Genomic DNA, 20,451 nt, shown 5'->3' on the forward strand with positions numbered 1-20,451 from the left:
ATCCCTGTCATCTGGAAATGAGATGGTTGCGTGAATCTCAAGCAGCTCGAGTTCGCCGTCGCCCTGGCCGAGGAGGGCAACTTCACCCGCGCCGCCGAGCGCTGCCACGTGGTGCAGTCCGCGCTCAGCCACCAGATCGCCTACCTGGAGCAGGAACTGGGCACGCCGCTGTTCGAGCGCCTGCCACGCAGGGTCCGCGCCACCGCTGCGGGCGAGGTGCTGCTGGTGCACGCGCGCCAGGTGCTGGCCAGCCTGCGCCACCTGCGTGCCGAGGTGGCCGCGGTCAGCGGCGAAGTCCGCGGCCAGCTGGCGATCGGGCAGATTTCCTCGCTCACCGATATCGACGTGGTGGCGATGCTGGCGGCCTTCCAGCAGGCGCACCCGCAGGTGGAATTCCAGCTGCGGGTGGAGAAGAGCGAGGCCTTGATCGCGCAGGTGCAGTCGCGCGAGCTGGATGTTGCCCTGGTCGGGCTGGCACCTTCGGCAGCGCTGGATGGCGTCTGCCACCAGATGCTGCAGGAGGAAGACCTGGTGGCGGTGCTGGCGCCGTCGCACCGGCTGGCCGGGCGCAAGCGGTTGCCGCTGGCCGCACTGCGGGACGAGGCGCTGGTCGATTTCCCGCGCGGGACCGGTGCACGCCGGCAGACCGATGAGGCGTTCGCCGCCGCCGGCCTGCCGCATGCGGTGCGCTTCGAGGTCAACCTGATGGAGCTGGTCGAGCGCTTCGTCCGCCATGGGCTGGCGGTCGGTATCGTGCCAGCGCTGATCGCCGATGGGTTCGAGGGCGTGGTGCAGATTCCGCTGCAACCGACCCCGACCCGGCGCGTGCACCTGGTCTGGCAGCGGCTGCCGACCCCGGCGGCGCGGGCGTTCGTCGAAGCCGTGCTCAGCCGCGCAGGCGCAGGCTCAGCCCCTTGAGGAAGTTGCGCAGCATCTGGTCCAGGCAGCGCCGGTAGTTGGCGTGGCCGGGCTGGCGGAACAGCGCGCCGACTTCGGACTTGGACACGTTGAAACCGGCGCTGGCGAAGATCTCCATCAGGTCGACGTCGCGCAACTGGAAGGCCACGCGCAGCTTCTTCAGCACCAGGTTGTTGTCGATGCGGGTTTCCACCGCACGCTGCGGCTGGCTTTCATCGCGGCCACGCAGGTGCACGATCAGGCCATCGAGGAAGTGCGCCAGCGCGCCATCGCTCATCGCCTCGAAGCCGGCTTCGTCCTCGCGACGCAGCCAGGCTTTTACCTGCTCGGTATCCACGGCGAAGGCCGGGTCGGCCATCTGGCACAGGGTCACCACATGGTGGTCGCCCAGGTCCAGGGAGTAGCGCACGCTGCGCAGGACATCATTGTTGATCATGGCCCATTGTACCGGTCACCCCATCGGCCGGGGCCGGATCCCTTCGCCGCTGGGGTCAGATCCCTTTGCGGAGCAACGGGATCTGACCCGGAGCGGGCCGATCCAGCAACACCGGCAGCAGCCGTCAGTGCCAGAATGGGGGTCTGGTTTTTCCCTCTGGAGTTGCCTGATGACCCGCACTGTCCTGATTACCGGCGCCACCTCCGGCTTCGGCGCCGCCGCCGTCCACCGCTTCGCCCAGGCGGGCTGGAAGGTGATCGCCACCGGCCGCCGCGGTGAGCGCCTGCAGCCGTTGGTCGATCGCTATGGCAAGGACGTCGTGCATGCCGCGGCCTTCGACATCCGCGATCCGGTGGCGATGGAAGCGGCCCTGCTGGCGCTACCGCCGGCCTTCGGCGAGATCGATCTGCTGGTCAACAACGCGGGCCTGGCGCAGGGAACCGCGCCGGCGCAGAGCGCCAAGCTGTCCGACTGGACCACGATGATCGATACCAACATCACCGCACTGGTGACCTTGACCCACCGCCTGCTGCCGCAGCTGGTCGAGCGCAAGGGGGCGATCATCAATATCTCGTCGGTGGCCGGTGTCTATCCGTATCCGGGCGGCAACGCCTACGGGGGCACCAAGGCCTTCGTCAGCCAGTTCTCGCTGGGCCTGCGTTCGGACCTGCACGGCACCGGCGTGCGCGTGACCACGATCGAGCCGGGCATGGCCGAAACCGAGTTCACCGTGGTCCGTACCCACGGCGACCAGAATGCCTCGGACAAGCTGTACAGCGGCGCCAACCCGATGACGGCCGAAGACATCGCCGAACAGATCTTCTGGGTGGCCAGCCTGCCGCCGCACCTGAACATCAATCGGCTGGAACTGATGCCGGTCAGCCAGTCGTTCGCAGGGTTCCAGGTTGCCCGCGAAGGCTGACGGCCAGCGCGTTGCCTGGCGCCGAGCGTGGGCTCGGCGCTATAGGGGCCAAAAAAAAGCCGGGCAATGCCCGGCTTTTCCTGTTCAGGCCCGAAGGCTCACTGGGCCTTGATCGCCATCGCCTGCAGGCCGGTACCATCCAGCTTCTGCTTGGCTTCGGACAGTTCGCCGGCACTGCCATACGGCCCCATGCGCACGCGGTACACGGTCTTGCCGTTGATCTGCGCTGACTCCACGCGTGCCGCCAGGCCCATCATCGCCAGCTTGGCCTTGGTCGCTTCGGCATCGCCGGAGGCACCGAAGGCGCCGGCCTGCAGGATGTAGCGGGCGTTGTCGGCGGCAGCCGGCGCGGCAGCCGCCGGAGCGGTGCTGGCAGCGGCGGCTGCGGTTTCCGTGCGCGGTGCCGGAGCCGCAGCGGTGCTGCTGGTCGAGGCCGGTGCCGTGGCCGCCGCTGGCGTTGCCGCCGCCGGACGTTCACTCAGCGGTGCCGGCAGCGGTCGGCTGCTGGCGGTCACCTGCGCGGTGCTGGACACGCTGGCGGTGCTGGCCACTGCCGGAGCGGGCGTAGTCGCCGTCGCCGGCGGCACCGGCTTGCCTTCCAGCGCGGCCTGTGCGCGTTGCGCCTCGGCCTTGGCCCGGCGCTGGTCTTCGGCGCGCGCGCTGGCGGCCAGCTCGGCGTCGGACATCTCCACTTCCTTGCCCGGCAGCAGGGTGTAGAAGTCGTACTGGGTGGCGGCGGGCTTTTCCGGTTCGGCCGGCTTCGGCGTGGCCGGCTGCGCGGCCGGCTGGGTGCCGACATCGCTGTCGGCATCAGCGACCGGGGCCGGCTGCGCGTTCGGGTTGGGCTGCGGACCGGCGCGCAGGAAGCCGTCACCTTCGCCCTTGAACAGGTTCGGCGCCGCCAGGAACACCACGGCAGCAATCGCCACACCGGCCACCAGCCACACCCATCCGGGTGTGCCCTGGCTGCCGCTGTTGCGTCGTGCCTGGCTTTTGCCGCGTCGTGCTGCCATGAGTACTGCGTCTCCTGATGCTTACATTTTTTCCGGGGCGCTGACGCCCAGGAGGTCGAGGCCGTTGGCCAGTACCTGGCGTGCTGCGCAGGCCAGGGTCAGGCGTGCATCACGTTCGGTCGGGTCCAGGTCCAGATCAAGAATCTTCTTGCTCTGATACCACGTGTGGAAGGCGTGCGCCAATTCACGCAGGTACTGCGCGATCAGATGCGGTTCCAGCAGGTTGCCCGCGGATTCGACCGCTTCCGGGTAACGCGACATTTCGTTCATCAGGATCAACGAGTCGTCGTCGTCCAGCATCGACAGGCCTGCCAGGCCGGCACTCATCGAATGGCTGATGCCCTTCTCGGTGGCAATGCGCAGCATGCTGCAGACGCGGGCGTGCGCGTACTGCACGTAGAACACCGGGTTGTCGTTGCTCTGCTGGCGGGCCAGGTCGATGTCGAAGGTCAGCTGCGAATCGGGCTTGCGCGCGATCAGGAACCAGCGGGTGGCATCGCGGCCGGCTTCCTCGATCAGGTCACGCAGGGTGAAGTAGCTGCCGGCACGCTTGGACAGCTTCACTTCCTCGCCGCCGCGCATGACGGTGACCATCTGGTGCAGCACGTATTCCGGCCAGCCCTGCGGGATGCCTACTTCCATCGCCTGCAGGCCGGCGCGCACGCGCGCCAGCGAGCCGTGGTGGTCGGCGCCCAGCTCGGTGATCGCGCGTTCGTAGCCGCGCTGCCACTTGGACAGGTGGTAGGCCACGTCCGGCACGAAGTAGGTGAAGGTGCCGTCGGACTTGCGCATCACGCGGTCCTTGTCGTCACCGAAGTCGGTGCTGCGCAGCCACAGTGCACCACCTTCCTCGTAGGTGTGGCCCGAGGCCTGCAGCTTGGCCACGGCTTCGGCAACCTTGCCGTCGGCGTACAGCGAGCTTTCCAGGAAGTAGATGTCGAAGTCGACGCCGAACGCGGCCAGGTCCAGGTTCTGCTCGTTGCGCAGGTAGGCCACGGCGAAGCGACGGATCGCCTGCATGTCCTGCGGGTCCTTGGCGCCAACCACGAGGGTGCCTTCCAGGTCGACGCTGGCGCCGGCCATGTAGGCGCGGGCGACGTCGGCGATGTATTCACCGCGGTAGCCGCCTTCCGGCCAGCCATCCTGGTCCGGGGCGATGCCCTTCACGCGGGCCTGCACCGACAGCGCCAGATTCTCGATCTGCACGCCGGCATCGTTGTAGTAGAACTCGCGCTTGGCGTTCCAGCCGTTGGCATCGAGCACGCGTGCCACGCAGTCGCCGATCGCCGCGGCGCGGCCATGGCCGACATGCAGCGGGCCGGTCGGGTTGGCCGACACGTACTCCACACCCACGGTGCGGCCATTGCCGGACAGGTTGCGGCCGTAGTCGTGGCCTTCCTTGATGACCGATGCGGCTTCGCGCTGGTACGCGGCCGGGGCCAGGTGGAAGTTGATGAAGCCGGGGCCGGCGATCTCGACCTTGCTGACATCCTCGCTGCGCGGCAACGCCTCGACCAGCGCCTGTGCCAGTGCGCGCGGATTGCTGCGCGCGGCCTTGGCCAGCAGCATCGCGGCGTTGGTGGCGAAGTCGCCGTGGTCACGGGTCTTCGGGCGCTCGACCACGAAGTCCGGCGGCAGGGAGTCGGCGGGCAGGGTGCCATTGGCGCGCAAGGCTTCGATGCCTTGGCTGATCAGGGCGCGGAGGAGATTTTTCACGAGGCCTGCTGTGAGAATGAGCGGCGGAATCGCCCATTTTAGCGCAGATACCAGCGACCACGCTGACCAGAACATGCCTGTGGGGCAGCCGACGCCCCTTGGTGGGCGGGCGCTCAGCCGAACAGGCGCGGTTGCGGCTGGGCCAGCAGGCCCCGTTCAGCAAACGAAACGGGACGGCCCTCGCCGACCACGAAGTGGTCCAGCAGGCGCACATCCACCAGTGCCAGCGCCTGCTGCAGTTCATCGGTGATGCGGGTATCGGCGCCGGAGGGTTCGGGGTCACCCGAGGGGTGGTTGTGGCTGAGGATCACCGCCGCTGCGTTGTGCAGCAGGGCGCGCCGGACCACCTCGCGCGGGTAGACCGGGGCGGCGTTGATGGTGCCGTGGAACAGCTCTTCACAGGCGATCAGGCGGTGGCGGTTGTCCAGGAACAGGGCCATGAAGATCTCCCTGGCCTGGCCACGCAGGCGATGCTGCAGGTAGCGGCCGACCGCGGCCGGGTTGCTGCCGACCGCCTCGCCGTGTTCCAGCTCGGCGGCCAGGTAGCGGTGCGCCAGCTCCAGGCCGGCGGCCAGGGTGCAGCTGCGCGCCGGGCCGAGCCCGGGCAGGCGGGCCAGTTCACCGGCGGAACGGTCGAGCAGTACCCGCAGCGGGCCGTGTGCCTGCAACAGGTCGCGCGCGGTCTGCACGGCATCGCGGCCGCCGACGCCCGAGCCGAGGAACAGGGCCAGCAGCTCGGCGTCGGACAGGGCCGCTGCCCCGCGCGCGATCAGCTTCTCGCGGGGACGTTCCTGCTCGGGCCAGTCGTGGATGGGCATACCTGCATCATCGCTGCCTGCGCGGGCGCCTCCCATCGGCGCTTGCCGCAGGCCCGGGTCAGCCGATGCCTCAGTTGCGCCGGGTCTGCAGGTAGTCGAACAGTTCCTGGTTGTTGCGCAGGCCCAGCTTGCGCTTGGCCTCGCCCTTCTGCCGGCTGATCGTCTTCGGGCTGCGCCCACACTGTCCGGCGATGGCATTCACGCTCAGGCCGGCCGCCAGCAGGTCCAGCACTTCCTGTTCGCGCGTGGAAAGGGGCGGCGGTGTGCGCGCAAACATCAGGTCGCGGGCCTGCAGGCGGCGGCGCAGCCTCTCGGATATGAACAGCTGTCCGGACAGCGCCGCGTTCAGTGCCTGCGGCAGATCGTTGAAGTCGGCGCTTTTGTCGACCAGACCACGGATGCCGCTGCGCAACAGGCCGTCGAGCAGGCCGGGATTGCGGGCGCTGGTCAGCACCACCACTGGCAGGCCGGGATGGCGGGCATGCAGCGTGCCGATCAGTTCCGCCCCTTCCGGGCCGGGGCCCGGCATTGCCAGATCGGTCAGTACTGCGTCGCACTCAAGACGCTCCAGCAGTTGCAGCAGCTCGGCGCCGTCGCCGGCATTGGCGACGATCTGCAGCGGATGGGTTTGCAGCACGGTGTGGATACCGTGCACGACGACAGGATGGTCATCGGCGATGATGATGCGTGGGTGCAAAGGGGGTTCCTCGGAGCGTGGATGAAGGGCTGCAGGCAGCGGACAACGTTCGATTCTGCAAAGGCCTGGGCGGTCGCGGTATAGGAATGGTCCGAAACCGATGCCGGGTGAACTCCGGTCAACCCGGACCGACTCCATCTGCTGATAGCTGCCGGCTATGTGCACCGTGCACCGGGACATTACTGGCCATCGGGTAAGCTAACGCCCTCGTTTGCACAGGAATTCCAGGTGGCTGACTCCCCCAACGCTTCCCCCGCGCCGGCCCGCGCGCTGGAAGGTCAGAAACTGCTGTTGTGCGTCGGAGGCGGGATCGCGGCCTACAAGGCTCTGGAACTGGTGCGGCGCCTGCGCGACGCCGGTGCCCAGGTGCAGGTGGCGATGACCGCCGGTGCCCAGCAGTTCGTCACTCCGCTCAGCTTCCAGGCCCTGTCCGGGCAGCCAACCCGCACCACGCTGTGGGACAGCGCCGCCGAACAGGCCATGGGCCACATCGAACTGGCGCGTTGGGCCGACCGCATCGTGGTCGCGCCGGGTACCGCCGATCTGCTGGCCCGGCTGGCCCAGGGCCATGCCGATGATCTGGTCAGCACCCTGTGCCTGGCCAGCACCGCGCCACTGACCCTCTGCCCGGCGATGAACCACCGCATGTGGCTGCATCCGGCCACCCAGGCCAACATCGCCCTGCTGCGCCAGCGCGGCGCGCAGGTGATCGGTCCGGTCGATGGCCCGCTGGCCGAAGGCGAATCCGGCCCCGGCCGCCTGGCCGAACCCGGCGACATCGTCGCCGCGCTTGCGGCCAACGGCAGCCCGGCAGCAGCGGTTGCCGCGCCGGAAACCCGCGCGCTGCAGGGCCTGCGCCTGCTGATCAGCGCGGGCCCGACCTATGAAGACATCGACCCGGTGCGCTATGTCGGCAACCGCAGCAGCGGCAAGATGGGATTTGCCCTGGCCGCCGCCGCCGCGACGATGGGCGCGCAGGTGGTGCTGGTCAGCGGTCCGGTGCAGCTGCCGACGCCGCCCGGCGTGCAGCGCGTCGATGTGCGCTCGGCCGCGCAGATGCGCGAGGCCGTGCTGAAGTCGCTGCCGGCCGACATCTATATCGGTGCCGCGGCGGTCTCCGACTACACGCCGCGCCAGGTGGCCGCGCAGAAGCTGAAGAAGACCGCCGACAGCCAGTCGCTGGTGATCGAGCTGGTGCGCACGCCGGACATCCTTGCCGAAGTCGCCGCGCAGACGCAGTCGCTGAAGCTGGTGGTCGGTTTCGCCGCCGAGACCCACGATGTGGAGAAATATGCGCGTGGCAAGCTGGTCGACAAGCGCCTGGACCTGGTGATCGCCAACCAGGTCGGCATCAGCGGCGGCGGCTTCGAAAGCGACAACAATGCCGCCACTGCCTTCTGGCAGGACGGTGAACAGGTATTCCCGGCCACCTCCAAGCGCGAGCTGGCCGAACAACTGCTGGCGCTGATCGCGCGGAGACTCCAGGCATGACCCACCCATCCACGTCCCAACCGCTGCAGGTCAAGCTGCTGGATCCCCGCTTCGGCGACAGCTGGCCGTTGCCGGCCTATGCCACCGAAGCCAGTGCCGGCATGGACCTGCGCGCCGCGCTGGATACCGCGCTGACCCTGCAGCCGGGTGACACCGCGCTGGTTCCCAGCGGGCTGGCCATCCACATTGCCGATCCGAACCTGTGCGCAGTGATCCTGCCGCGTTCGGGGCTGGGCCACCGCCACGGCATCGTGCTCGGCAATGGCACCGGCCTGATCGACGCCGATTACCAGGGGCCGCTGCTGATCAGCGTCTGGAACCGTGGCCGCGAGGCCTTCACCATCGAGCCGGGCGATCGCATCGCGCAGCTGGTGGTGGTACCGATCGCCCGCGTCAGCCTGCAGGTGGTGGATACTTTCACCGACAGCGTGCGCGGAACGGGTGGATTCGGCCATACCGGGGTGCGTTGACGGGGGACATCGATGAGCGGCATCGGGGAAGGACAGCGGGGACGGTCGTTGGGACGCAGCGCGCCACTACTGGGCGGGCTGCTGGTCCTGCTGGCCGGCTGGTTCGGATGGAGCGCGGTGCAGCAATGGCGCCAGGAGGCCAATGGCCAGGCGCTGGAAGAAGCGCGTGACCAGGCCGTGCAGGGCCTGCAGGATGCGGCGGCCGGCCAGTTGAAGCAGCTGCAGCAGCAGCTGAAGAATGAACGCGTGCAGCAGGCGCTGCAGGCCGGTGATGCCGCAGCGGCGGCGTTGGCCGTGCGCGAGAGCTGGACCGGCGTTGAGCAGGTTGACGTGCTGGCTGCCGATCTGGCCAGTGCCTATGCCGACCCGGCAGCCTTCGGCTATGCCCGGTTGGCCCTGCTGGAAGAAGCGCTGGCCGAGGCCCGGCCCGGGCTGCGCGTGGTCCGCGATGGCGGTGGCAACCGCCTGGGGCTGGCGGCGCCGGTACAGTTGGGCAGCCTTGGCCCGGCCGTACTTTACGTGCGCCAGCCGTTGTTGCGGCTGACCTCTCCGCTCGACCAGGTGAGTGCGCCGTCCACTGGCTTCCTCGCCCTGCGCCAGGGCGCACATGATCTTGTCGCCCAGGGCGATGCCAGCCTGGCCGAGAGTGCCGAAGCGCTGGCCCGGCCGGTTCCGGGCACGCCGCTGCGGCTGGTGGCGGCGGTGCCCAACGTCGAGCCCGGCCCGCTCGGCCTCGGTGCGCTGGCCAGCGCCATCGTTGCGCTGCTGCTGGCCTTCATTGCCGTGCTGCTGGTGGTGGGACGCGGCCGTCTGCCGAAGACCCTGCCGCTGCCGCGCCGTGCCGCCGCAGCGGAAGCCGACCACGGCCCGACCCTGAGCGAGACCCTGCAGAGGGCGCCGCCACCGCTGGCCGCTGCCGCCAGCGATGACGTCGCGCCGCCGCCGCCGCCGCCGCCGGTGCCGGCCGAGGAACTGGCCGCCGGTATCTTCCGCGCCTATGACATCCGTGGCGTTGTCGGCAGCGAACTGACCGCCAGGACCGCCGCGCTGATCGGCCAGGCGATCGGCACCGTGGCGCTGGAGCAGGGCCTCCGCGAAGTGGTGATCGGCCGCGATGGCCGCCTGTCCGGGCCGGAACTGGCCGCAGGGCTGGCCGAAGGCCTGCGCCGCGCCGGCTGTGCGGTGATCGACATCGGGCTGGCGCCGACGCCGCTGGTGTACTACGCCGCGTTCCATCTGCGCACCGGCACCTGCGTGGCCGTCACCGGCAGCCACAATCCACCCGAGTACAACGGCTTCAAGGTGGTGATCGGCGGCGAGACGCTGTCCGGCGATGCCATCACCGATCTCCACCAGCGCATCGTCGAGGGCCGCCTGGTGCAGGCGGCCGAACCTGGCGACTACCAGCAGCGCGAGGTGGCGGCCGACTACATCCAGCGCATCGCCGATGACGTGCAGCTGGACCGGCCGTTGAAGGTCGTGGCCGATGCCGGCAACGGCGTCGCCGGCGCACTCGCCCCGCAGCTGCTGGAAGCGATCGGCGCCGAAGTCATCCCGCTGTACTGCGATGTGGACGGCAGCTTCCCCAACCATCATCCCGATCCCAGCGAACCGGCGAACCTGGAAGACCTGGTGCAGACGGTCAAGCGCTTTGGTGCCGACCTCGGTGTTGCCTTCGATGGCGATGGCGACCGGCTGGGCGTGGTCACCGGCGAAGGCAAGATCATCTATGCCGACCGCCTGCTGATGCTGTTCGCTGCCGATGTGCTGATGCGCAACCCCGGCGCGATGGTGATCTACGATGTGAAGTGCACCGGCAAGCTGTCCGACCACGTGCTGCGTAACGGTGGCAGTCCGCTGATGTGGAAGACCGGTCATTCGCTGATGAAGGCGAAGATGCGCGAAACCGACGCCGAGCTGGCCGGCGAGATGAGCGGCCACTTCTTCTTCAAGGAACGCTGGTTCGGCTTCGACGATGGCCTGTATGCAGCGGCGCGCCTGCTGGAGATCCTGGCCCAGCGCGAGGAAACCCCGGATGAAGTGCTGGCCGAGCTGCCGGACATGGTGGCCACGCCGGAACTGAAGGTAGCGGTGTCCGAAGGTACGCCGCACGCACTGGTGGCCATGCTGGTGGCAGCGGCGCAGTCGCCGGACAACCCGTACGTGGGCGGCCGGCTGTCGACCATCGATGGCCTGCGCGTGGACTTCCCCGATGGCTGGGGCCTGGTGCGCGCCTCCAACACCACGCCGGTGCTGGTGCTGCGTTTCGAAGGCAACGACGAGGCAGCGCTGGAGCGTATCCAGGCGTTGTTCCGCAGCCAGCTGCAACCGGTGCTGGGCGACACCCCGCTGGGATTCTGAGGTGAGGCCGGGCTGCGCCCGGCACCTGCGGTAGTGCCGGCCGCTGGCCGGCAACATCAGCAACAGTATGCATTGTGGTGGGTGCCGACCGTTGGTCGGCACACCTCACCCCTTGAACCGCAGTCCCACGCCCGGTTCGGTGAACAGGTAGCGCGAATCCAGCGCCGAATCGCCCAGCTTGTGCCGCAGCTTGCCAACCAGGATGCGCAGGTAATGGGTGTCCTGCTGGTGGGTCGGCCCCCAGATCTCCTGCAGGATCTGCGGCTGGGTCACCACCCGGCCGGCATTGCGCAGCAGCAGTGACAGCAGCGCGTATTCCTTGCGGGTCAACGCCACCGGCTCGCCGTCCAGCGCGACTTCCCGGCGTACCAGGTCCACGTGCAGGTGGCCGTCATCGAACACCGGCGGCGTGCCATCGCTGGGCACGCTGCGGGTACGCAGCAGCGCCCGCACCCGCGCCATCAGTTCCTGGGTGCCGAACGGCTTGGTCACGTAGTCGTTGGCGCCGGTATCCAGTGCCCGCACCTTCTCGGCCTCGCCGGCACGCACGGTCAGCATGATCACCGGCACCTGGCTCCACTGGCGCAGCTGCTCCAGCACCTCGTGGCCTTCCATGTCCGGCAGGCCGATGTCCAGGATCACCAGGTCCATGTCTTCGCTGGCCGCCAGCTGCAGGCCCTCCTGGCCGGTGGCGGCCTGGCGTACCTGGTAGCCCTGCGCGCGCAGGCTGATGTCCAGGAACCGGCGGATCTGGGTTTCATCGTCGATCACCAGCACGCGCGCGGCCGGCACGCTGGCATCAATCGGGGTCGGGCTCATCGTGGGAGGCTGGCTTGAGCAGGGGCAGGGTGATGCGGATCAGGGTACCGCGACCGTCGCGTCCGGGCAGCGCCTGCACGCTGCCGCCGTGCGCGCCGATCATGCCCTGGCAGATGGTCAGGCCCAGGCCGGTGCCGTGGCGGCCGCGGTCGCCGCGCTCGACGCTGTAGAACATGTCGAAGATGCGCGCACGCTCGTCATCGGGGATGCCGGGACCGGCATCGATCACGTCGATGCGCAGCTGGCCGTCCAGCTCGCGTGCCTGCACCTGCACGGCGGCCTCGGGCGGCGAGAACTTGGCCGCGTTCTCCATCACGTTGAACACGGCCTGTTCGACCAGCGCCGGATGCACCCAGATCGGCGCCAACGTGGAGGGAATATCCAGTTCCAGGCGGACCTTGGGCTGGTAGCGCTGCAGGCGCCGTGCCGCCGACCCGATCAGCTCGTCCACGCCGATCCAATCGCGGTTGATCTTCAGCCCTTCGTGGCCGAGCCGGGTCATGTCCAGCAGGTTCTGGATATAGCGGTCCAGCCGCTCGCCCTCGACCAGGATGGTGTCCAGCAGGGCACGCCGATCGGCGGTATCCATCGCCGCGCCATAGCTGGCCAGGCTGTCGGCCGAACCGATCATCGCCGCCAGCGGCGAGCGCAGGTCATGCGACACCGAAGAAAGCAGGGCCGAGCGCAGGCGCTCGGTCTCGTTGCTGACATGTGCCTGCTCCAGCTCGGCCACCAGCCGCGTACGCAGCGCGGCCTGTGCGATGTCATCGACCATGGCTTCGGCCAGCTGGCGCTGCTCGGGCAGCAGCCGTGCCTGCGCGCCGGGCAGGTACAGGCCGGCCACGCCGATCGCGTGGTCCTCGCCATCCAGCAGTGGCAGGAACCACCACTGTGCACCCGCGAGGGTATCGGTGAAGCGTCCACTGGGCTGGCCGTGGCGCAGTGCCCAGTCGGCGGCGGCCAGGTCGGTGTCGCCGGGCTGGCTGCGGCCACCGGCGGCGGTATCGGTGCCGATCCGCAACCACGCGGGCACATCCATCGCCTGCTCCAGTGCCTGTCGTCCAGCCTGCGCCACTTCGCCGTGGCCGGCGGCACTGGCCAGCTGCCGGCCCAGCTGCTGGCGCGCGCGCGCGTGGCGGTTGGCCGCGCGCAGCGCGATCACCTGCATGCGCAGGCGTGATGCCAGGCGGCCGGCCACCAGCGCGGCGGCCAGGAACAGGAACACGGTGATCACGCCCTGGCGCGCACCGATCGCAAAGGTGAAGCGGGGGGCGATGAACAGGAAATTGTAGGCAAGGAAGCACAGGATCGCGGCCATGACCGCCACGCTGGCGCGGGTGCGCGCGGCCACCAGCACCACCGCCACGATGAACACCATCGACAGGTCGGCCATGCCGACCCAGCGTTCGGCCAGCCATGCCACGGCGCAGGCCAGCGCGGTGGCGATCAGGGCCTGCACGGGCTCATGGCTGATGCCGCGCATGGGGGGCAGCAGGCCCTCGCGGCGCGAACGTGCACGGGCCTGCGGGGTGCTGATGATGGTGATCTCGTAGTGCGCGCCGCGCTGGATCAGCTGCTGGGTCAGGGTGCGGTTGAACATCCGCGCCAGCGGTCGCTCGCGGGTCCGGCCCAGGACCAGGGTCGATACGCCGTTGTGGGCGGCGTGGTCGAGCAGGGCATCGGCGATGCTCGAGCCATGCAGCAGTTCGGCGTCACCGCCCAGGCGGCGCGCCAGTGCGAAGGCGGCATCGATCTCGCGCCGGGTCGCCTCGTCCTGGCGCCGGCCCTGCACGGTTACCACGGTCCACGGTGCGTCGCGGCGTTCGGCAATGCGCCGCGCCACGCGTACCAGGTACTCGCTCTGGCCGCCACCATCGATGGCCACCAGCACGCCGCGGCGCAGCGGCAGGTTGCCCTCGCCACGCGCGGCACGGGTTTCGCGCAGGCTGCTGTCGACGCGGTCGGCGGCCTCCTGCATTGCCAGTTCGCGCAGGGCGGTCAGGTTGGCCGGCGAGAAGAAGGCCTGCAGGGCCTGCGCGGCCTGTTCCGGCACATAGACCTTGCCCTGCTGCAGGCGCGCGATCAGTTCGCGCGGCGGCAGGTCGACCAGCACGATGTCATGCAGGCGGTCGAGCACGCCGTCCGGAACGGTTTCGCTGACGCGCACGCCGGTGATGCGCATGACCACATCGTTGAGGCTTTCCAGGTGCTGGATGTTGACCGTGGTCCAGACGTCGATGCCGGCGTCCAGCAGTTCCATCACATCCTGCCAGCGTCGTTCGTGGCGGCTGCCCGGCGCGTTGCGGTGGGCCAGCTCGTCGACCAGCACCAGCGCCGGATGCCGTGCAAGCACGGCATCCAGGTCCATCTCCTGCAGGGCATGGCCGTGGTAGGCCACGTCCTTCAGCGGCAGCTGCGGCAGGCCTTCCAGCAGCGCCTGGGTGTCGGCGCGGCCGTGGGTCTCGACCAGGCCCACCACCAGGTCGACCCCACGCCGCAGCTGTTCCTGTGCGCGGGTCAGCATGGTGTAGGTCTTGCCTACGCCCGGTGCCGCACCCAGGAACACGGTCAGCTTGCCGCCGGCTTCGCGTTGCAGGCCTTCAACCAGGGCATCGGCCTGGCGGGTACGCGCATCAGTCATGGGGGCCGCTGTCATGGCCGCCATTGTGCGCGCAGCCGGTGCATGCCCGCATCACGGCGCCTTGGCCGCATGGTCCAGCGCGAAGTTGAGCTTCACCACGTTCACCCGCGGCTGGCCGAACACGCCCCACTGGCGTCCTTCGGTATTGGCCTGCACCAGCGCCTGCACGCGTTCGAGCGGCAGGCCACGGGCGCGTGCCACGCGTGCCACCTGCAGCGCGGCCGCGGCCGGCGACAGCTGCGGATCGAGTCCGCCCGCGGACTGGGTGACCAGGTCCGCCGGCACCTGCGCCGGGGCGACGCCTTCGCGTGCGGCCACCGCCGCGGTGCTGGCGGCAACCCGCTCGGCCAGGGCCGGGTTGCTGCGCGCCAGGTTGGAGCCCGCTGCGGCCATCGGGTCGTAGTTGGCCGCCGACGGCCGTGCCTGGAAGTAGCCGTCGCCGCTGAACGGCTGCGACAACCACGCCGAGCCGCGCACCTGGCCGCTGCCATCGCGCAGCAGGCTGCCTTCGGCCTGGGTCGGGAACGCCAGGCCGGCAAAACCGGTGGCGATGCCGGCGTAGACCGCGCCGGCAAGCAGCAGGGTGGCCAGGCCCAGGCCGATCGCCGGGCGCCAGCTGGCACCGTCCTGCAGGTTGGCCACGCGGGTCTCGGCCTTGGCGTCGTGCGGAACGGAGGTGGAGGTGGAAGCAGAACGGTTCATGCGCCGAATACCAGGACAAGAAGGAGGTCGATGGCCTTGATCGCCGCGAACGGCAGCAGCACGCCGCCGAGGCCGTACACCAGCATGTTCCGGCGCAGCAGCGCGGTGGCGGTGGCCGGGCGGAAGCGCACGCCACGCAGGGCGAGCGGGATCAGGGCGGGAATCACCAGGGCATTGAAGATCAGCGCCGCCAGCACCGCGTTGCGCGGGCTCGACAGCTGCATCACGTTCAGTGCGGCCATGGTCGGAACGGCTGCGGCAAACAGCGCCGGCAGGATCGCGAAGTACTTGGACACGTCGTTGGCCAGCGAGAAGGTGGTCAGTGCGCCGCGGGTGATCAGCTGCTGCTTGCCCACTTCCACCACCGCCAGCAGCTTGGCCGGGTCCGAATCGAGATCGACCATGTTGCCGGCCTCCTTCGCTGCCTGGGTGCCCGAGTTCATCGCCAGGCCGATGTCGGCCTGGGCCAGTGCCGGGGCATCGTTGGTGCCGTCGCCGACCATCGCGACCAGGCGGCCACCGGCCTGTTCCTGGCGGATGCGCGCCAGCTTGTCTTCCGGGCGGGCCTCGGCGATGTAGTCGTCGACGCCCGCCTCGGCAGCGATGGCAGCGGCGGTCAGCGGGTTGTCGCCGGTGATCATCACCGTGCGGATGCCCATGGCGCGCAGCTGCGCGAACTTCTCGCGCATGCCGTGCTTGACCACGTCCGACAGCTCGATCACGCCCAGCACGTGGCGACCCTCGGCCACCACCAGCGGGGTGGCGCCATTGCGTGCGACCTGCTCGACGCGGCCGCCCAGTTCAACCGGCACGGTGCCACCGAGGGCCTGCACGTGGTTGCGGATCGCATCCAGCGCGCCCTTGCGGATCTGCCGTCCATGCTCCAGGTCGACACCGGACATGCGGGTCTGCGCGCTGAAGGCCAGGTACTCGGCATGTTCCGGTTCGGCGGTGGCGCACCCCTGCTCGCGCGCCAGGCGCACGATCGACTTGCCTTCCGGGGTCGGGTCGGCCAGCGACGACAGCAGGGCGGCTTCGCGCAGCTGGCTGGCGTCGATACCGGCCAACGGGTGGAAGTGGCTGGCCTGGCGGTCGCCGTAGGTGATGGTGCCGGTCTTGTCCAGCAGCAGCACGTCGACGTCACCGGCCACTTCCACCGCCTTGCCCGACTTGGCCAGCACGTTGGCGGCCAGTGCACGGTTCATGCCGGCGATGCCGATGGCCGGCAGCAGGCCGCCGATGGTGGTCGGGATCAGGCAGACCAGCAGCGCGATCAGCAGCAGCGGGTCGACCTTGACGCCGACCGCGGCGCCGATCGCCGGCAGCGTCGCCACCACCACCAGGAAGGTCAGCGTCATCGCCGCCAGCAGCAGGGTCAGCGCGACCTCGTTCGGGGTCTTCTGCCGGTTGGCGCCTTCCACCAGCGCGATCATCCGGTCCAGGAAGCTGTGCCCCGGCTCGGCGGTGACGCGCACGATGATCTGGTCGGACAGCACCTTGGTACCGCCGATCACGCCGGACCGGTCGGTGCCGGCCTCGCGCAGCACCGGTGCCGATTCGCCGGTCACCGCCGCTTCGTTGATGGTGGCCAGGCCCTGCACGATCTCGCCATCGGCCGGCACCAGTTCACCGGCACTGACGATCACGTGGTCGCCCGGACGCAGTTCGGCGGCCGGCACCTGGGCTTCAGCCGCGCCCGGCTGCGGAGCGGACAGCCGGCGCGCCACCAGGTCCTGGCGGGCACGCCGCAGCGACGCAGCCTGGCCACGGCCACGCGCTTCGGCCACGGCCTCGGCGAAATTGCCGAACAGCACGGTCACCAGCAGGATCGCGGTCACCGCCAGGCCGAAGCCCAGCGGCGCATTGCCGGTCAGGGTGACGATCGCGGCCACGATCGTGCCGGCCATCACCACCGCCATCACCGGGCTGCGCACCAGGTGCATCGGCGACAGCTTGCGCACCGCTTCGATCAGCGCACGGCGCAGGCCGGCGCCATCGAGCAGGGCAGGGCGCGGGGCATGGGTACTACGGGTTGAACTTGCATGACTACTCATGGGGGTGTCCTCAGTGCAGTCCCAGGCTCAGGTGGTCGGCGATCGGGCCGAGAACCAGCGCCGGCATGAACTGCAGCACGGTCAGGATGACGATCACCGAGACCAGGGTCAGGGCGAAGGTCGGGGTTTCGATCTGCAGGCTGCCGGCAGACTCCGGCGCCTGGCGCTTGGCGGCCAGCTGCGCAGCCACCACCAGCGGAATCACCAGCAGCGGGAAGCGGCCGAGCAGCAGCACCAGCGAGCAGCTCAGGTTCCACCACAGCGTGGCGTCACCCAGGCCTTCAAAGCCCGAACCGTTGTTGGCATAGGCCGAGACGTACTCGTAGAACACCTGGCTGATGCCATGGAAGCCTGGGTTGGAGGTGCCGGCCAGGCCGGGCACCGCCAGGGTGATCGCGGTGAACACCAGCAGGGTGATCGGCTGCAGCAGTACCAGCAGGGCCAGCAGGCGTACCTGCGGCGTCTCCAGCTTGCGCCCGAACAGTTCCGGCGTACGCCCGGTCATCAGCCCGGCCAGGAACACGCCCAGCAGCAGGTACACGATGAACTGCTGCAGGCCGCAGCCGATGCCGCCCCAGATCGCACTGACCAGCATGTTGACCATCGCGATGCCACCGCTCAGCGGTGCCAGCGAATCGTGCATGCCGTTCACCGAGCCGTTGGAGACCTGGGTGGTGACCGCCGCCCACAGTGCGGTGCCATCGGCGCCGAAGCGGACCTCCTTGCCTTCCATCAGCAATGGCGTGGCGGCGCTGGCGCTGTGACCTTCGCTCCACATCATCGCGCCGGTGGAAAGCAGCGACATGCCCAGCATGCAGCTGAACACCAGTGCGCCGAAGCGGCGGCGGCCGGTGAATGCACCGATCATGAAGATCACCGCCATCGGCACCAGCAGGATGCCGACGATCTCCAGCGCGTTCGACAGCGGCGTCGGGTTCTCCAGCGGGAAGCTGCTGTTCGGGCCATACCAGCCGCCACCGTTGGCGCCCAGCTGCTTGGCTGCGACCATCGCTGCGACCGGGCCCAGCGGCAGTTTCTGGGTGGCCATGCCGGCGCTGGCGTCGATCGGCGTGGCCTGCGGACCGCCCGCCATCGTCGACGGCACGCCCTGGCTGGTCAGCAGCAGCGTCCAGACCAGGCACAGCGGCAACAGGAAGCGCACGCACAGGCGCACCACATCCACGTAATAGTTGCCCACCGCCACCTGGCGGTCATCGCCAGCAACGGCGGCCGCCGCCTGCGGTGCCCGCGCGAACAGCGCCCGCAGCGTGGCCACGGCCAACGCCAGGCCCATCATCGGCGTCACCACCTGCAGGCCGGTGATGCCGGTCATCTGCGAGAGATAGGACAGCTGCGCCTGGCCGGAGTAGTGCTGCTGGTTGGTGTTGGTCAGGAACGAGATCATCGTGTGCAGCGCGGTATCCCAGCGCATGTTCGGGATCTGGTCCGGATTCAGTGGCAGCCAGGCCTGGGTCATGAACACCGCCTGGGTCAGCACCGCGACCACCACGTTGCTCAGCACGAAGGCCAGCACATAGCCGCGCCAGGACATCGAGCGCGATGGATCGACGCCGAACACCCTGTACAACGGCTTCTCGATCCAGTGGAACAGGATGTCCACCTTCATCGGCGCACCACGCATCACGCGCGCCAGGTACAGGCCCAACGGCCACGCCAGCAGCAGGCTGGCGGCAATAATGACAAGCATCTCGGTCATGGCAGGCTCCGCTCAGAACGACTCGGGCCGCAGCACGACATAGAGAAGATAAGCGGCGGCGACCAGCACCAGCACGCCACACAACAACGACAGCCAGGGGGACATTGCAATAGCGTCCTGGTGGAACCCCTCCACCTCAGGCCGTCATCGTCGTCCTGCCGCCCATAAACGCACTACGCGCCGGACCGGGCCGACGCGTAAAGAGTGCATAAATTCCGCCGGCCAAACCGTAACCAAGGCCGGCGCCTGCGTGGATGGCGCGCCGGTTGCCGGCCGCGGCCGCGCGGCAACTACGGTGCCTGGCTCGCCGGCAGCAGCCCCTTCAGCTCGCGATAGCGCTGCAGGGTACTGTCGATTTCGGCCTTCAGGGCCTGCTGCTGCTGCAGGAATCCGGCCTGCAGGCGCTGTTGCGACCGCAGCTGCACGTGCCGCTGGCGGATCGCCTCGGCCTGCTTGTCGGTCACCTTGCTTCCGGACAGCTCGCGGTCACCCGCGGCCGACAGCAGGGCCACCAGCGATTCGCGCAGGCTGGTGACGTTGTACTCGGCGGTCTTCAGGTTGTTGTCCAGCACTTCCTGGCGTTCGGCGAACACCCGCCGCAGATCGTCCTCGCTGCCATAGGTGGACAGCATCGCCTGCTCGGTGCGCTGGCGGGTCTGCACCGCCATCAGGTCCAGCTGCTGCTGCGCGGCCTCCGTGCTGGCGGCCGCGCGCTCCTCGTCGGTCAACGCGCGCTGGACCTGTGCATTGCGCAGGCCGCTCTTCGCATTGAATTCCTCGCGGGCGTGATTGACCGCGTCGGCCGGCAGCGAATCACTGCAGATCCGCTCCTTGCCCTCGTTCCAGCAGTACAGCTTCTTTTCCACCTTGCCACTGTCGCGCGACTGCGCCGGCACGGTGAACGGCGCAGCCAGCAACAGGCTGGCAAACAGCACGGCAGGAACTCGGGACATGACCTTTCCCCTGGTCGGTCAGCGGATCGAACGGACGCCGTACTGGGCCCGGTAGGCTTCCAGCGGCTGCCGGTAGCCCACAAGTTCCGGGTTGCCGGAGGCGAAATCAAGCAGGTCGGCCAGCGATGCCACGGCGATCACCGGAATGCCGGCTTCTTCAGCCACCGACTGCGCCGCCGAACGGCGGTCGGTTTCCGAGGCGATCTCCTGGCGGTCCAGGGCCACCACGATGCCGGCCGGAGTGCCGCCAGCGGCGCGGATGATGGCCAGCGCTTCGCGGATCGCGGTACCGGCGGTGATCACGTCATCAACGATCAGCACGCGCTTGCCGTTCATGTCGGCGCCGATCAGCTGGCCGCCCTCGCCATGGTCCTTGGCTTCCTTGCGGTTGAACGACAGCGGCAGGTCACGACCCCGCTGGGCCAGTTCGCAGGCCATCGCGGTGGCCAGCGGAATGCCCTTGTAGGCGGGGCCGAACACCACGTCGTACTTGATTCCGGCGGCGTCGATGGCGTCGGCGTAGCAGGCGCCGAGCTGGGACAGCAGCGAACCGGAGTCGAAGCGACCGGCGTTGAAGAAATAGGGGCTCAGCCGGCCGGACTTGAGGGTGAACTGGCCGAAGCGCAGGGCATCGGCGGTCAGGGCCAGCTGCAGGAAACGGTGGCGGTGGTCGCTCATCAAAACTCGATTCATCTTCATTTGGAGAGCAAATCCTAATCCAGC

The 20,451-nt window shown here is 69.0% G+C and carries 18 protein-coding genes; 5 read left to right on the top strand and 13 right to left on the bottom strand.

What is annotated here, in order from left to right:
• The first annotated feature begins 30 nt into the window (after window positions 1-30).
• Entirely contained in the window at window positions 31-918 is an 888-nt protein-coding gene (locus Q0P60_RS07645) for a LysR substrate-binding domain-containing protein (RefSeq protein WP_294990539.1), read from the top strand.
• Here the strand turns inward: Q0P60_RS07645 and Q0P60_RS07650 are convergent.
• The gene (locus Q0P60_RS07650; protein ID WP_294990542.1) at window positions 887-1,354 is read right to left on the bottom strand and encodes a DUF1456 family protein; all 468 of its coding nucleotides are present in this window, start codon (window positions 1,352-1,354) and stop codon (window positions 887-889) included. The genes Q0P60_RS07645 and Q0P60_RS07650 overlap by 32 nt on opposite strands.
• Before the next feature lie 169 nt (window positions 1,355-1,523).
• Between Q0P60_RS07650 and Q0P60_RS07655 the strand changes: the two genes are divergently transcribed.
• Entirely contained in the window at window positions 1,524-2,276 is a 753-nt protein-coding gene (locus Q0P60_RS07655; RefSeq protein ID WP_294990545.1) for an SDR family NAD(P)-dependent oxidoreductase, read from the top strand.
• Between the two features lie 98 nt (window positions 2,277-2,374).
• Here Q0P60_RS07655 and Q0P60_RS07660 read toward each other — a convergent pair whose 3' ends face one another.
• The 4 genes from Q0P60_RS07660 to Q0P60_RS07675 all read right to left on the bottom strand — a co-directional run bounded on the left by Q0P60_RS07660 (window position 2,375) and on the right by Q0P60_RS07675 (window position 6,520).
• A complete protein-coding gene (locus tag Q0P60_RS07660; protein ID WP_294990548.1) occupies window positions 2,375-3,289 on the bottom strand; it encodes an SPOR domain-containing protein in 915 nt (304 codons plus the stop codon).
• Window positions 3,290-3,310: 21 nt separating this feature from the next.
• A complete protein-coding gene (gene argS / locus Q0P60_RS07665) occupies window positions 3,311-5,005 on the bottom strand; it encodes an arginine--tRNA ligase (RefSeq protein ID WP_294990551.1) in 1,695 nt (564 codons plus the stop codon).
• A 113-nt stretch (window positions 5,006-5,118) separates the two neighbouring features.
• Window positions 5,119-5,823 (bottom strand): DNA repair protein RadC, encoded by a 705-nt coding sequence (radC, locus tag Q0P60_RS07670; RefSeq protein ID WP_294990554.1) that lies wholly within the window; start codon window positions 5,821-5,823, stop codon window positions 5,119-5,121.
• A 70-nt stretch (window positions 5,824-5,893) separates the two neighbouring features.
• A complete protein-coding gene (locus tag Q0P60_RS07675) occupies window positions 5,894-6,520 on the bottom strand; it encodes a response regulator transcription factor (RefSeq protein ID WP_294990556.1) in 627 nt (208 codons plus the stop codon).
• A 228-nt stretch (window positions 6,521-6,748) separates the two neighbouring features.
• On the opposite strand from Q0P60_RS07675, the gene coaBC reads away from it, so the two are divergent.
• Genes coaBC through Q0P60_RS07690 form a run of 3 tightly spaced genes read left to right on the top strand, consistent with a single transcriptional unit; the run spans window position 6,749 to window position 10,842 of the window.
• Window positions 6,749-8,011 carry a bifunctional phosphopantothenoylcysteine decarboxylase/phosphopantothenate--cysteine ligase CoaBC gene (coaBC, locus tag Q0P60_RS07680; protein ID WP_294990559.1) on the top strand — a complete coding sequence of 421 codons (1,263 nt, stop codon included), beginning with the start codon at window positions 6,749-6,751 and terminating at the stop codon, window positions 8,009-8,011.
• Window positions 8,008-8,481, top strand: a complete 474-nt coding sequence (gene dut, locus Q0P60_RS07685) for a dUTP diphosphatase (RefSeq protein ID WP_294990562.1) — start codon at window positions 8,008-8,010, stop codon at window positions 8,479-8,481. The genes coaBC and dut overlap by 4 nt, the downstream gene beginning before the upstream one ends.
• A gap of 12 nt (window positions 8,482-8,493) precedes the next feature.
• Window positions 8,494-10,842: a phosphomannomutase/phosphoglucomutase gene (locus Q0P60_RS07690; RefSeq protein ID WP_294990565.1), complete on the top strand. Its 2,349-nt coding sequence runs from the start codon at window positions 8,494-8,496 to the stop codon at window positions 10,840-10,842.
• Window positions 10,843-10,947: 105 nt separating this feature from the next.
• Here Q0P60_RS07690 and Q0P60_RS07695 read toward each other — a convergent pair whose 3' ends face one another.
• From Q0P60_RS07695 to pyrE, 8 genes are all read right to left on the bottom strand, one after another.
• A complete protein-coding gene (locus Q0P60_RS07695) occupies window positions 10,948-11,661 on the bottom strand; it encodes a response regulator transcription factor (protein ID WP_053448563.1) in 714 nt (237 codons plus the stop codon).
• A complete protein-coding gene (locus Q0P60_RS07700) occupies window positions 11,642-14,302 on the bottom strand; it encodes a sensor histidine kinase KdpD (protein ID WP_294990571.1) in 2,661 nt (886 codons plus the stop codon). The genes Q0P60_RS07695 and Q0P60_RS07700 overlap by 20 nt, the downstream gene beginning before the upstream one ends.
• 51 nt (window positions 14,303-14,353) lie before the next feature.
• A complete protein-coding gene (gene kdpC / locus Q0P60_RS07705; protein ID WP_294990574.1) occupies window positions 14,354-15,004 on the bottom strand; it encodes a potassium-transporting ATPase subunit KdpC in 651 nt (216 codons plus the stop codon).
• A complete protein-coding gene (gene kdpB, locus Q0P60_RS07710) occupies window positions 15,001-17,058 on the bottom strand; it encodes a potassium-transporting ATPase subunit KdpB (protein WP_294990576.1) in 2,058 nt (685 codons plus the stop codon). The genes kdpC and kdpB overlap by 4 nt, the downstream gene beginning before the upstream one ends.
• A gap of 10 nt (window positions 17,059-17,068) precedes the next feature.
• Window positions 17,069-18,775 (bottom strand): potassium-transporting ATPase subunit KdpA, encoded by a 1,707-nt coding sequence (kdpA, locus tag Q0P60_RS07715; RefSeq protein ID WP_294990579.1) that lies wholly within the window; start codon window positions 18,773-18,775, stop codon window positions 17,069-17,071.
• Between the two features lie 12 nt (window positions 18,776-18,787).
• Complete coding sequence (locus Q0P60_RS07720; RefSeq protein ID WP_005407770.1) at window positions 18,788-18,880, bottom strand: potassium-transporting ATPase subunit F; 93 nt, start codon at window positions 18,878-18,880, stop codon at window positions 18,788-18,790.
• Window positions 18,881-19,065: 185 nt separating this feature from the next.
• On the bottom strand, window positions 19,066-19,728 hold the full coding sequence (locus Q0P60_RS07725) for a hypothetical protein (RefSeq protein ID WP_294990583.1): 663 nt from the start codon (window positions 19,726-19,728) through the stop codon (window positions 19,066-19,068).
• Between the two features lie 18 nt (window positions 19,729-19,746).
• On the bottom strand, window positions 19,747-20,406 hold the full coding sequence (pyrE, locus tag Q0P60_RS07730) for an orotate phosphoribosyltransferase (protein WP_294990586.1): 660 nt from the start codon (window positions 20,404-20,406) through the stop codon (window positions 19,747-19,749).
• Window positions 20,407-20,451: the final 45 nt, after the last annotated feature.

Origin of the sequence: uncultured Stenotrophomonas sp. (assembly GCF_945952405.1) — a bacterium.
Taxonomy (GTDB): Bacteria; Pseudomonadota; Gammaproteobacteria; order Xanthomonadales; family Xanthomonadaceae; genus Stenotrophomonas.

Coding starts and splice junctions, on each gene's coding strand:
- pyrE (WP_294990586.1), bottom strand. CDS start 20,406: ATGAGCGACCACCGCCACCGTTTCCTGCAGCTGGCCCTGACCGCCGAT.
- radC (WP_294990554.1), bottom strand. CDS start 5,823: ATGCCCATCCACGACTGGCCCGAGCAGGAACGTCCCCGCGAGAAGCTG.
- Q0P60_RS07660 (WP_294990548.1), bottom strand. CDS start 3,289: ATGGCAGCACGACGCGGCAAAAGCCAGGCACGACGCAACAGCGGCAGC.
- kdpC (WP_294990574.1), bottom strand. CDS start 15,004: ATGAACCGTTCTGCTTCCACCTCCACCTCCGTTCCGCACGACGCCAAG.
- Q0P60_RS07725 (WP_294990583.1), bottom strand. CDS start 19,728: ATGTCCCGAGTTCCTGCCGTGCTGTTTGCCAGCCTGTTGCTGGCTGCG.
- Q0P60_RS07720 (WP_005407770.1), bottom strand. CDS start 18,880: ATGTCCCCCTGGCTGTCGTTGTTGTGTGGCGTGCTGGTGCTGGTCGCC.
- Q0P60_RS07690 (WP_294990565.1), top strand. CDS start 8,494: ATGAGCGGCATCGGGGAAGGACAGCGGGGACGGTCGTTGGGACGCAGC.
- Q0P60_RS07655 (WP_294990545.1), top strand. CDS start 1,524: ATGACCCGCACTGTCCTGATTACCGGCGCCACCTCCGGCTTCGGCGCC.
- kdpB (WP_294990576.1), bottom strand. CDS start 17,058: ATGAGTAGTCATGCAAGTTCAACCCGTAGTACCCATGCCCCGCGCCCT.
- Q0P60_RS07695 (WP_053448563.1), bottom strand. CDS start 11,661: ATGAGCCCGACCCCGATTGATGCCAGCGTGCCGGCCGCGCGCGTGCTG.
- Q0P60_RS07650 (WP_294990542.1), bottom strand. CDS start 1,354: ATGATCAACAATGATGTCCTGCGCAGCGTGCGCTACTCCCTGGACCTG.
- Q0P60_RS07700 (WP_294990571.1), bottom strand. CDS start 14,302: ATGACTGATGCGCGTACCCGCCAGGCCGATGCCCTGGTTGAAGGCCTG.
- dut (WP_294990562.1), top strand. CDS start 8,008: ATGACCCACCCATCCACGTCCCAACCGCTGCAGGTCAAGCTGCTGGAT.
- kdpA (WP_294990579.1), bottom strand. CDS start 18,775: ATGACCGAGATGCTTGTCATTATTGCCGCCAGCCTGCTGCTGGCGTGG.